The sequence below is a fragment of the Paenibacillus sp. FSL F4-0122 genome (assembly GCF_038002845.1).
GTDB lineage: Bacteria > Bacillota > Bacilli > Paenibacillales > Paenibacillaceae > Paenibacillus_AQ > Paenibacillus_AQ odorifer.
In genome coordinates, this window is the sequence record NZ_JBBODI010000001.1 from 4,530,129 (window position 1) to 4,542,600 (window position 12,472).

Consider the following 12,472-nt stretch of genomic DNA (forward strand, 5'->3'; position numbering starts at 1 on the left):
CGCGTGTAGGCTATGTGGAAACGTCCGTAAACGTAAGCGTCTTGAGGCGCGCAACCCCGGAGCGAGAAAGTCAATGCGTTGGACCACAGAAGCGTTTGCGGAAGCTGTAAATGTCCGAACAAATGGGGAATACACACTCACTAGCGATTACCTTGGCGCTTTGATACACGTAAGCATCCTCCATACTTACTGCAACAACACCTACTCAGTAGCACCAAACAACTTTCTAAACGGAACACGTTGCCCTCACTGCGCTACTGAGATTAAACGGAAAACATCTGCGCAATTTAAAGAAGAAGTGGCCTTGCTTGTGGGTGACGAATATAGCGTTGTTGGAGAATACACGAGTGCTAGGGCATATATAGACATGCGCCATAACATTTGTGGTGGTTCGTACCTTGTGTACCCTAACAACTTTCTTGCTGGCAAACGCTGCCCACACTGCGTTGAGTCTCACGGAGAAGCTGCGGTTCGAAGGTACTTAATTGAGCATAAATATGCCTTTACCCCGCAGTATAGGTTCAATGATTGCCGAAACGACCGACCACTGCCGTTCGATTTTGCTGTTCACTTTCCCAATCTCGACGTTCTTATTGAGTACGACGGTGTGCAGCATTTTCAGCCAGTATCCTTCGGTCGCGGTGATAGCGGTATGCTTCTTGAATTTAAGAGTATTCAACGGAGAGACCGCATTAAAACCACTTATTGTAAGGCGCACGGTATTCCGTTAATCCGAATCTCTTACGAGGAGTTCAACCGGATAGACGCTATTTTAGACGAAGCCCTGGCGCATTATAGTGTGATAACGCCGGAGGTGATCGCCGCATGAGTACGTACGATGTAGCGGTAAATGGCGTTTGGTTATCGGAGCACGGAGCCGCGCTATACGAACGTAACTTGCCGGTCTTGCCGGAAACCGAAGATAACACGGTGAAGCTCGCTAATACGGACGGCGTCGTTGATTTCGGCGCTTCCTACGGACCACGTACGATTGGACTAACGTTCGAGATTACGTCATCGGCTGCGGAGTTTCATCGGACATTAGCGTATCTAGCGCGGACGTTTAACGCTAAACGCGGAGATATTACGCTAGAGTTTGCGGATATGCCCGGCAAGTATTACGTAGCGACTTACGCAGGTACGCTCGCGCTTGGTGCGACCGGATCGCGTTTGATTGACGTTAATCTGCGCATGAATGATCCGTGGCCGACCGGTAGCGAAGTTGTAACGGAATATACGATAGATACGTCATGGCAAGCGGTGGCAATCGAATCGGAAGCGGATGTAAGAGCGCGACCAGTTATTACGATGGCGAATACGGGGTCGACTACGGTTAACGGATTTACGCTAACGAACGAATATACGCTCGAAGATTAAACGAAGGAAACGCGGAGGGTTCGGCAATTATGCCGGGCCTTTTTTGCGTTGTCAAAAAAGCGTGATCATGACGCTTAAAAATAGGAGGAAACGAATAATGGCGATGCAAATTTCGAACTATCTGAGCGCGGCGCTACTCAACGCAGCTTTACGCAATACGGCGTTTACTGGACCATCTACGGTATATATCGCGCTATATAAATCGGACCCAACAGCGGCGGATACCGGCACGGAAGTCAGCGGAGGCTCATACGCGCGCCAGGCGGTTACATTCGGAGCGCCGACGCTAGTTAGCGGACAGCAAACCGTAGCGAATACCGCGGAAGTAGTATTCCCCGTTGCTACTGCGGATTGGGGACTCGTAACGCATATCGGATTACGGACGGCGGCGACTGGCGGCTCTTTACTATGGACGAAACCGCTAGATAATCCGCGTACATTACTCGTTGGCGACCGTCCGAGATTCGCGGTATCAAGTACATCCGTTAAATTTACGCAGTAATTACGAGAGGGGAACGAATAGATGGCGCAAATGGAAATGTTTCCTGCCACAGCAAATTCGCCAGCGACGGAACTATCGGCAGCAATTACGGACGTAGCAACGACCGTATCCGTACTCGACGCGTCTAAGCTACCGGACGCTCCGAATATTGCGACAATTGGCGTAGATGAGAGCGCGGAAACGGTGCGGTACGAAGGGAAAAACGGAAATGACCTGACGGGAGTTACGCGCGGTTTTAGCGGGACAGTAGCGAAGGCGTGGGGAATCGGTAGCGGAGTGGCGCGGTATTTTACGGCGTACGATGCGGATGCGTTGCGGGAGAATGTGGCGGGGCATAGTGCGGAACTTGTGAGCGTAAATGCGCAGTTGGCGGAAGAAGCACAACAGCGGCAGGCAGAAACCGCAACACTAACGGTTGACGTTGGAGATAAGTCGCTGCTTACTACGGCGGATAAGTCCAACCTTGTCAACGCGATCAAAGAGGTAAAAGCGCAGGCAAACGCCAATGCCTCCAGTATTGCCGGGATCGGTACTTTGCGATTCATCGGTGCCTACGCTACGGTTGAGGCACTTACGAGTGCATATCCAGGAGGTACAAGCGGTGTGGCACTTGTCACAGCGGATGGTTACAGCTATTACTGGAATGGAACAGCGTGGGCACAGGCGGCGGAGTTTCAAAGCACTGGAATCGCTGCTAAATCCGTATCACAGGATAAAACGGACTTTCTAACTACGGGGAAAAACCTACTGGACATAAGCAAAGTCACTGCGGGCTTCTTTGTTGACTATACCACTGGCAATCTGGTGGCAAGCGCTGGTAATAAGGTGACTGACCTTATAGTTTTAGAGCCTAACACCACATACACCCTAAGTAGCCAAATCAGTAAGGATTTATCGCAGTTAGCTTTCTACAATAGTGCGAAAACGTATGTTAGTGGTATATCAAACACGGGCACACAGGAGTCCATAACATTCACCACAGGCGCGAGCGTGAATTTCATGAGACTTACTATTCCTATCACGGTGACCGACGGGGTTCAGCTCGAAAAAGGATCGTCAATGACTGGATTCGAGCCTTTTTTCTTTCGCCTTCCCCATTTAGAGGTGCAAAAATCCAACGTAGGTAAAGAGATCATTGCGGATCAAAATATCGATCCGGCTAGTAACATTGTGATGAAAAAAATAGGCACGAATTTACTTGATATCTCCAAGGCAAAACTAGGTTATTTCGTCAATTACGTGAATGGCAATCTGGTCGCAAACGTGGACAATAAAGTAATAGAATTTTTGCCTCTGATACCTAACACCACATACACCTTAAGTAGCCAAATCAGCAAGGATCTTTCACAACTCGCATTTTATAACGCCTTAAAACAGTATGTTAGTGGGCTACCGAATTCGGGTATCCAGGAATCAATAACCTTCACTACGGGCGCGAATGTATATTTTATGTGCCTAACTATACCTGTTAGCGTTGCGAGCGGAGTACAACTGGAGCTTGGAACAACGATGACTAGCTTTGAGGATTATGGTCACGTCATTAGCGTGGCTGACTTGCCTAAAGCGGCTCTATATCAGCCACAGGGCAAAGTTATTTCTGTCAAGCAAGATGGCTCTGGTGACTCCACCAACTTAAGAGCAGCCATTGAAAGCATCACTGATGCAAGCAAAGGTAATTCCTACACGGTTGAAATCAGCAAAGGAGTCTATGATATTTTCGGGTACTACACACCAGAAGAATTAAACAGCACATCTTTTGACGGGCTAAGGATACCGGATCATGTGAGTATAGTAGGGATAGGGGATAAGGAAAAAATCATCCTTAAAGGTGAGCTGCCTACGGAGGATACGGTCATTACCTACACTTCAAAAGGTAGGATTTCGACGATATGCCCTCTTGGTAGTGGAACTATTGAAAATATCACTGTCACGGGCAAGAACCTACGCTACGCAGTTCATGATGATTATAATTATCCGGGTGCACAAAAAGTAATGAAGAACTGCAACTTCATCCGCTATAGAGGTGATGGTAGAAATTACGGCGGTAAACAAGCCTGGGGAGAGGGCTCCTGGAGTGGTCAAAACTATCTCTTTGAGGACTGCTATTTCTTTACGGAGTGGGACTATTACGCATACACAAGTCATAACAACGTGAGTTTTTCAGAGCCATCGCATCATAAATTTATCAACTGTAAGTTGATCACAACAATGGGCGAATCGGTAAGATTTGAATCGCTGGGAAGTGGTCAAAAGGATACTGTTGATATGATCGGTTGCAAGATGAACGGAAATATAGCACTCACTGTTTACAGTGGGAACGCGGCTGGGAACATCGACTATGACCTAAAAGGGTATGGAAATGAAGTTGTACCGGTGAGAATCGCCAACACAGACGGGAGACAGTACGCCTATGAGTTCGTGGGTGAGACGCGGGAAATGTACAATGGCGGAGCTAATGGTATTACTAAGGGAATGCCCGTCATGCTAAACTCTGGCAATACGTCAATTGTGCCGTTCACTGGGACCGGAAAAATCCGTTATTTTGGAGTGACAATGGAAGACATTCCTACAGGATCAAGCGGTATCGTTAAAGTAGCGGGGTACTTGGCAATAGCCGATACCGGACTGACTGGGCTTGCGGTAGGAGATACTATCGGGATAGTTAGTGGGGCCTTGGCAAAGGTGACATCAGGTGATTATATAGGTGTTGTGACTTTAACCGACTATATTCAACTGTGTTAATAAATTACAGGACCATACTGCGCACTAACTAGTGCTATTCCAAACGCAAGCCCTCGCCATCAATCGCGGGGGTCTTTTTGCGTAGCAACTATTTACGTTAGAAAGGAGACGCACGCTTATGTCGTTTCTCGGCGCATTCAATCGCGCGCCCTTTAATCGTCCCTACGTAATCCAGACGTTCTTTAACGTTACGATCACATCGGACTCGGACGTATCCGCACGCTTAAACGCTGACTTCGCGGTCGGCATCGTATTTGACACCGAAACGAAGTTCGACGGAGCCCCAACGCGCGACATCCCGTCTGCCGCAGTATTTGAATCAGCTACGGAGTTGCTCACGTCAATGATCCGCGAACGCCTACACACGGCGGGTATCCGTTCATCTACGCAATTTAACGCTAAAGTCCGTTACATGCATGTTGATAAGCTCGCGTTTACTGGCGGGTTTAGCCCGGGCGATAAACTCGTAATTGACGTCAAGAAGCAGACGATTACGCTAAACGGAGTCAACGCGATTCATTTGCTAGACGGAGATTTCTTCGAACTCGGCCTCGGACTGAACGAAGTCACCTACGCAGATAACGAAGCATCTCGCGAAATCCTAACGCGCATTACGCATCGTGACCGCTATCTATATTAAAGGAGGCGCGCATTTGATTAACGCTTTGCAATCGTACGACCGTTTCCGCAAGCGTATCGGTATCCTACGTGACGCTTACGATATTACGCGGGTCCGCCGGATTAACGCAGATTATACGCTGACTTTCACCGTCCCAATGACGTCGGATGATTTCCGCGATAAGTTGCCGCTAAAGGGTCACGTAATGGACGAGCGCGGTCAATATTACGTAATTAACAAGCGCGAACGATCGCGCGAAGACCGCAAGCTAACCGCACAAATATCGTGTTCACACGTCATGTTTAAACTGGCGGACTATAAATTTCCGTACGCGTCGTATATCCGCGAAGCTTACGGAATCCATATCACGCAACTAACAGCGCTCATCTCGGCGGCAACCGGTGGGCGCTTTTCTATTGCGGTCGATGACACGTTCGACCTCGCGGACGTTAAAGCGTTCGGTGGCGGCAACTGTCTCGAAGCGCTCAACGCGGTCATAAATCTGTACGGTGCGGAAGTTGAGCCGGATAACTTTACGCTACATTTGCGCAAGAAGATCGGCAATCCCGCGTCAGACTATCGGATCCAAGTAACTCGCAATTTGATCGAGGCATCCTTTACCGATAGCGCAGCGTCATTATGTACGCGATTATATGCGGAAATGAAAGACTCACGGACATGGATCGGTCAGCCTGCGTCGATTTTAACCGCGGACGAACAGGCGCGGCTTAGCGTGATACCTGGCGCAATCACTGACGGAATCCTCCGCGTCAATTACCTCGTATCTCCGTATGCTGACGCGTGGGCTTCGGATAGTGTGCCGTTTTACGACGACTTGTTAACGGAGCAAGACGTAACCGATCCGCTTAAACTCGTAGCCGCCGCGAGATTGCGCTTGGCTGAACGCGAAGTGCCTGCGCTTGAGGTGTCCGTTAGCGCTGCGGATTTATTTAAGATCGATAAGCAAGAAGCGCGCCCCGGTCTCGGCGATACGGTTACGCTCGTAGATCCAGCGCTCGGCTTGACGGGCATTACAGCGCGAATCACGGAAATGACGGAGTACCCGTATGCGCCGGATAAACATACGCAGCTAACCGTTGCTAACGTAATGAAACGTGATTATACGCAAATACTCGCGGACTTGGAGGCGGGACGGCGCGCGATTGAGAACGTGTTTAGTGGCGGGCGGATCAGAGCGGAAGTATTCGAAGAGTTCGCGCGGCTTGCGGTTAACGAGATCAACGCGAGTAAGACGGAGATCAAATATGATGAACGCGGTATCGTCCTGCAGTCGAAAACGGACCCGTCCGATCAAGTCATATTAACGTCAAACGGACTTATCTTAACGACGGATGCCGGAGCTACAGCGCGGATAGCGATGACGGCGACCGGAATAGCAGCGGAGGTAATCGCGGGGCAGCTCGGTAGTTTCGTCTCGATGGTCATCGGCAGCGGCAATAACGTAGTCAAGATTAATACGAACGGTATCAGCGCAGGGCATGACGACTTTAACTCCGCGCCTTTCCGCTTAGATATGGCGGGTAACGTCGTACTCAATAAGCTGACCGCTAACTCTGCGAATATTCTATCGTCCAACTTTACGAATGGCGCGATCGTCGGTTCGTCGATTAACGTTGGCAACGGAATGTTTACCGTAACAAGTGGCGGGATCATGAGCGCGGTTGACGGTAACTTTAGCGGACATATTAGCGCCTCGACTATTACGGGCGGTACGATAACGGGCGCTAAGATACAGACGTCGGACTCCGTTTATCCGCGCGTAGTGATCGATCCGACAAGTGTTGCGTTCGGTGTATATGCGGACCCGAATAACGGGATTCAAATACCTGCGTTTGATGGCGGCATGAGTAAGATTATATTTAACGCAAACGGTAATCAGTCTACGATATTCAATTCGCCCTCTTCTGGATTCATAGTATCTGGATACTCAAGAGTAGGTTTATCAGGCGGAGAGGTTGATTTGATGCCGTCGAGCGGATATGTGCGAGTCCCTTCTTGGTCTAAGTTTTTCAGTAATTCGTCTCTAGGAACTCTGCAGAGTGAGCTTGACGCACTATGGAACGCTCTTTCCAATAAAGCAGACCGAAACCACTCACATACTGTATCTGTCCCGAATCATAACCACGGAAATCCAGCTAACGCAACAAGTGGCGGCGGAACGTTTACGACATCTGCTTCGTAATGGTACTATTAGGAAAATACTATTACGGAGGTTATCAGATGAAAAAGTTTATTTCCGGCGTCATTGTTGGCGCGTTACTATTTTCGGGCGTAACTGTCTTTGCGGATTCGGTAAGTCTTATCGGACAAAAAGTTCAAGGATTATTTACTATAGAGAAGAACGGCAAGAAAGTTGATGACGCTATCATCATTAACGGTACTGCCTATGCGCCTGTACGTACAGTAGCTGAGGCGACGGGCGCTAAGTTAGCCGTCGAAGGGAAGAAAATCATAATGGGCGAAGCGACTACGGGAGTCATAAACGAAAAGTCTCTATCAGAACTAACGAGCAAGCGGGAGACTCTCGTTACTAGTATCGCGAAAATTGAAGCTAGTATTAAAGGTAATGAAGAAAACAATATTCCCTTTCATGAAAACCTTGCTAAAGAACTAGCTAATAACGGTAACTTAGGCGCACAGAATCAAGAAGCAGCGGACGCTTATAAACAACAAGTGCGGGAGGACAAAGTAAAGCTTACCGAACTACAAGCGCAATTAACGGAGATCGACGCTAAGATTGCGCAACTCGGCAAATAAAGTCTCCGTCAAGCTGACGGAGAGTCTATACGCACACATTACGGCCGTCCTTCGGGGCGGTCTTTTTTATTACGAAAGGGGCTTACGCCATATGAAAGTACGCGCATTACTCGAATGTACGATAGATACCGCTAACCCAGCGCCAGAGCTCGCTGCAACAATTAGCGCAGTCTTGGCCGCATTACCAAACGCTGAATCCCGCCTATCCGTACTCCAAACGCTCGACGACGAGATCGGCCGCGCACTTGCGGATTATCTTGCGCCTGAAACGGAGGCGGCCGCTTGATGGACGGGTCACTTTGGGCGGAGGTCGCCAAGAACGGAATATTTGCGGTAGCAGCCGCAGTTATCGCGTGGACATTATGGAAAGAGATGCGCCGAATGTCCGATGAAGCGCGCGCGCGTGAAGAACGCATAAGTACGGAAGCCAAGACGGAACGCGAGCGGATGCACAGCGAAGCAATCACGCGGGAAGACCGCTTGATGAAGCTGGCGGAAGGACTGACGGATCGATTCGAAGCGCTGGCCGGTCAATACGAGAACCTGGCACTCGATGTCCGCGATATTAAAACGATAGTACACGGAAAGGATGCTGCGTAAATATGGGCGATTTTAATTACCGGAAGGATTATATACCGAAGACAACCGCGTGCAATCGGCGACCTGGATACGCTATGAGCGCGACGACTATTACGATTCACAATACGGGTAATCCGACGTCCTCGGCAGCGAATGAGCGCGCGTGGTTAACGAACCCAACGAACGCGCGCCAAGCTTCATTCCATATCGTAGTCGATGAGCGCGAGGCAGTCGAATGTTTACCGCTGAATGAGAACGCATGGCATAGCGGAGACGGCAGCGGAGCGAAATCCGGCAACCGTACGTCGATCGGCGTAGAGATATGCGAAAGTGGTAACTACGCGAAGACGCTCGATAATGCGGCGAGCCTCGTAGCATTGATGTTAAAGGAACGCGGATGGGGCGTGGATAGACTGCGCCGACATTACGATTGGTCCGGTAAAATATGTCCGCGCTTAATGTACGATAGCGGTAAATGGACCGGATGGGCAGCGTTTAAAGCACTAGTAGAGGCGCACCTATCGGCACGCGTAAGTGAGCCGAAGTTAAATCCGATTAAGCAGGAGGTCAACGACATGATCGTATATAAAGCAAACGTAGTAGTTAACGGATGTAAGGCGAAGGATGGCGTATTGATTGACGGAGCGGTGTACGTTCCATTGCGCGAAATGTCCGATCAGTTTGGCGCTGCAATCGCGTGGGATAACGTAACGAAGACCGCAACTATTACAAAGGAGGCGAAATAATACGATGAATAAAAACGATATCTTACGCAAGTTATCCTCGCGTAAGTTTTGGGCGCTATTGGCTGCGTTGGCAACGTCGGTACTTACGGCTTCGGGCGCGGGTGACAATACGGTGCTGCACGTAACCGGCGTCATTGGCGCGGTCGGTGCGTGTGTTGCGTATATGCTGGCGGAGGGGATCGCGGATGGTGCGCGGAATAAGACGGATGAATAACGATTTAAAAGGCGCAGTTCTTACGGGAGTGACTCCGTAGGGGCTGCGCCTTTTTTTTGCGTTTATAGCGTCAAGAACCTACGCATTAACCCCGCTGCTTCCTTCGCTACTTCCCCGTCCGGCAACGCGATATCCCCGATGTAACCGCGGCACTGGTAGCGTACTAAAATACCGCCGTCCATACGCTGATTACTCGTGATCTTAATTCCGCGTCGGTGCGCTTCGTTTTTGACCCTGCGTGCTTCGACCGCTAGTTTTTCGCGTGCCTGCGTCAACCAATCTACGTAAGGGTCCGGCGTCTTTAGATGAAGGAACACGTTAGAGTCACGCTCGAATGCGGTCTGAACCATCGGGAGTATAACGTATGGCTTTATGAGCGCGCGGTCCTCCTCGGTAATACTTGCGGGTACTGTGGACATGCGATTGCCTCCGTTCAAGTGCGAATATATGTTCGTATTATATAACGTGAGATTACTAAACGCAACAATAAGCCCGCCAATTACTGACGGGCCAATTACTTCTGAGTTTATTGAAACATTCTCTTTCCGCGCTTTTTCTCATTCCCACTATCTATTAATTGCATAACCGGTGACGCCTTATCGTGCTGTTCCTTTAAGTCAGTGCCTGTAAATCGAACATACACCTGAGTCATATCTAAGGAGATGTGTCCGAGGATACGGGATAGGGCTACTGTGTCGCCACTACCTCGTAAAAATTTCACGGCAAAATAATGACGAAAAGTGTGAGGGGAGACCCGCGGTCCAACAACCCCTGCCCTCTTAGCGTATAGCTTAAGCATCTTCCCGAAGGTATCCCCAAAATATCTCTCACCAAATTGGGTAAGCCAGAGGTAATCTGAGCCTTCAACGTCCATATACGAAATCAACTTTTCCAGTTCTTTTAATGTCCGCTGGGAAACTGGTACAACACGGGTCGTATTGGACTTAGCAATCTCCGCACGAACTACAATTTGACGTAGTTTGAAGTCTACGTCTGAGACACGCAAACCGGTTAGTTCTTTTATACGAAGGCCGCAGTCGACAAGAACGAGCATCATACAGTAATCACGCCGGCCGGTATAGACCTTCCGATTAGGTGCGCTGAGAAGCCTGATTACGTCTTCATCTGAGAAGACTTCAAATGTATCTTTTTCCTCGCGCTGATAACTTACCGAGTCCATCGGTGAGTGCGTTATGATACGCTCACTAATAAGGTAGTTAAAAAAGATGCGCATAACTCTAATAACGTTATTAACTGTTCTCGGAGATAGTCCTACACTTCCGTGAGGGCTCGTAGGGTGATCGTCCCACTTCGTTTTGCTAAATGAGAGGTATTCTATATATTCCCGCAGAATTTCCGTAGTGAATTCGGTATAATCCGTAGCGTCATACCATTTACGGAACTGCTCAAGCACCTGCTCATACGCTTGTATCGTTTTATCCGATCGCTTAGCTAACCGTCTAGAATCGAGAAACTGCGGAATGTGCTTAGAGAGCGTTATTTTAACGCCTTTTCCTCCTTTCGATACAAACGTAAATTTCGGAACTTTTTGTACCATTTGTCTGCGTCTCCTTTAGCGATAAAGTTTCGCTAAACGTTCCGATAAAGGTGCGCAATATTTATCGCAATAACGAAGTGTTCACGCCCAACTTTCCGCGTCGTTGTGCGTTTTGTGAGCGAGCTTGTCCGGAATCAACTCGGAATTTATTGCCATGGTAGCAGACAAGCTGCGGATTGAGCATAAGGTTAGTTGAAAGGGTTAGGGGTAGTGTGTGGTAAGGGATTGTGGGTTGCTGGTAGGTGTTTACAGTCAGTATATAAAAGCCGATAAACTTGTTTTGAAGCCGATAAACTTTTTCCATCTCACCCGATAAACCTTTTTGGTTTATTGGGTTTTGTTTTTATTTAAAGATTAGCCATCTTATAAATGGTGAAACTCAAGCAGGGGCTTAGAACAATCGGGCGAGCTGGTTAAATAAACCAATCTTCTATCAGATATAGAGAACTACATTTATGAGTTAAGTCGGAGGAATCTTCATGAATTATTACGAATCAGGTGTTGAAAGAATTAGGAATATTGATGCGAATTTATACATTGGAATTTCAAAAAAAAGATACGAAGAAGTAAGATCTAAGGGTGAATATGAAGCAGATGCTAATTTGATTGCAGAGTATTACCGTAGAGTCGGCGTGTTTTTGCGGTTTATCTCAAAGGAAGCAGCAAGTATATACATAGGAATGGATATGTTATTAGGTTTTAAGATGGAGGAAAATGAGTGGGACAGTTTCTTAGAAACGTGTCCGAATTTTAATAAAATTGATATTATGCTTATGAAATTAATAAGTATACATTATTTACGATGGTGTTCTTTGCTTGATGTGCGCGACAATATCGCAGTACAGTTTCCAGATATATATGAACCGATGATCAAATTATTTGAGAGAGGTGGGGGACGGATTAATACCCATCACCACGAACTGGTTGGTGGATTTGGAGCTTTTTCACGCTCTATCCATGCAAATAGAGGAGATATGACCCCTTTTGATATAAGCGATGTTGCTCTAGAAAATATCATTAAGGAAATAGAACTAGCAGAAGGTTACTTAGTGGACTATAAGAACGGAAATTTATCAGAAAATAATTGTATCCGCTGTGGTAACAAATTATTGATCCTACCAAACTTATCGGATTATGGTTATCAATGGTATAAAATTAAATGCGAGACTAAAGACTGTTTTGATAAAAATTTCTCATGATACTTCATTATAGTTATATCAATCAGAGTGTCCGCGGCATGAGCTATCAATAAATCAATGCAGTAAAAAGACACTGAGATCTATTCATCAGTGTCTTTTTTTTGGATACTTTTCCACCAACATTTTATTTCATCGTTCTTGTAATCATTTCATTCAGA

General features: G+C 47.7%; 14 protein-coding genes. 12 read left to right on the top strand and 2 right to left on the bottom strand.

The annotated features are described in order from the left end of the window. The first annotated feature begins 73 nt into the window (after positions 1–73). The 11 genes from MHH49_RS19560 (at position 74) to MHH49_RS19610 (ending at position 9,557) form a co-directional block, all read left to right on the top strand. A complete protein-coding gene (locus MHH49_RS19560) occupies positions 74–829 on the top strand; it encodes a hypothetical protein (protein WP_341138439.1) in 756 nt (251 codons plus the stop codon). Continuing rightward, on the top strand, positions 826–1,377 hold the full coding sequence (locus MHH49_RS19565) for a phage tail domain-containing protein (protein WP_341138440.1): 552 nt from the start codon (positions 826–828) through the stop codon (positions 1,375–1,377). The genes MHH49_RS19560 and MHH49_RS19565 overlap by 4 nt, the downstream gene beginning before the upstream one ends. Before the next feature lie 97 nt (positions 1,378–1,474). Further along, positions 1,475–1,879 (top strand): phage tail fiber protein, encoded by a 405-nt coding sequence (locus MHH49_RS19570; RefSeq protein ID WP_341138441.1) that lies wholly within the window; start codon positions 1,475–1,477, stop codon positions 1,877–1,879. A 21-nt stretch (positions 1,880–1,900) separates the two neighbouring features. Beyond that, positions 1,901–4,621 (top strand): hypothetical protein, encoded by a 2,721-nt coding sequence (locus tag MHH49_RS19575; RefSeq protein ID WP_341138442.1) that lies wholly within the window; start codon positions 1,901–1,903, stop codon positions 4,619–4,621. 343 nt (positions 4,622–4,964) lie between these two features. Continuing rightward, on the top strand, positions 4,965–5,261 hold the full coding sequence (locus tag MHH49_RS19580) for a phage distal tail protein (RefSeq protein WP_341138443.1): 297 nt from the start codon (positions 4,965–4,967) through the stop codon (positions 5,259–5,261). After that, the gene (locus MHH49_RS19585; RefSeq protein ID WP_341138444.1) at positions 5,242–7,443 is read left to right on the top strand and encodes a phage tail protein; all 2,202 of its coding nucleotides are present in this window, start codon (positions 5,242–5,244) and stop codon (positions 7,441–7,443) included. Before MHH49_RS19580 ends, MHH49_RS19585 begins: the two co-directional genes overlap by 20 nt. Positions 7,444–7,481: 38 nt before the next feature. After that, a complete protein-coding gene (locus MHH49_RS19590; protein WP_341138445.1) occupies positions 7,482–8,018 on the top strand; it encodes a hypothetical protein in 537 nt (178 codons plus the stop codon). 91 nt (positions 8,019–8,109) lie between these two features. Beyond that, positions 8,110–8,304: a hypothetical protein gene (locus MHH49_RS19595; protein ID WP_341138446.1), complete on the top strand. Its 195-nt coding sequence runs from the start codon at positions 8,110–8,112 to the stop codon at positions 8,302–8,304. Next, positions 8,304–8,618: a hypothetical protein gene (locus MHH49_RS19600; protein ID WP_341138447.1), complete on the top strand. Its 315-nt coding sequence runs from the start codon at positions 8,304–8,306 to the stop codon at positions 8,616–8,618. Before MHH49_RS19595 ends, MHH49_RS19600 begins: the two co-directional genes overlap by 1 nt. Positions 8,619–8,620: 2 nt before the next feature. After that, entirely contained in the window at positions 8,621–9,343 is a 723-nt protein-coding gene (locus MHH49_RS19605; protein WP_341138448.1) for an N-acetylmuramoyl-L-alanine amidase, read from the top strand. Positions 9,344–9,347: 4 nt separating this feature from the next. After that, positions 9,348–9,557 carry a hypothetical protein gene (locus MHH49_RS19610; RefSeq protein WP_340900807.1) on the top strand — a complete coding sequence of 70 codons (210 nt, stop codon included), beginning with the start codon at positions 9,348–9,350 and terminating at the stop codon, positions 9,555–9,557. A gap of 62 nt (positions 9,558–9,619) precedes the next feature. Here the strand turns inward: MHH49_RS19610 and MHH49_RS19615 are convergent, their stop codons facing one another. Together MHH49_RS19615 and MHH49_RS19620 are read right to left on the bottom strand one after the other, a co-directional pair. Next, complete coding sequence (locus MHH49_RS19615) at positions 9,620–9,874, bottom strand: hypothetical protein (RefSeq protein ID WP_339191968.1); 255 nt, start codon at positions 9,872–9,874, stop codon at positions 9,620–9,622. A gap of 209 nt (positions 9,875–10,083) precedes the next feature. Then, positions 10,084–11,115, bottom strand: coding sequence for a tyrosine-type recombinase/integrase (locus tag MHH49_RS19620; protein WP_339191967.1), 1,032 nt, complete (start codon positions 11,113–11,115; stop codon positions 10,084–10,086). Between the two features lie 479 nt (positions 11,116–11,594). Here MHH49_RS19620 and MHH49_RS19625 point away from each other — a divergent pair, with 479 nt between their 5' ends. Then, a complete protein-coding gene (locus MHH49_RS19625) occupies positions 11,595–12,314 on the top strand; it encodes a hypothetical protein (protein ID WP_076274221.1) in 720 nt (239 codons plus the stop codon). Positions 12,315–12,472: the final 158 nt, after the last annotated feature.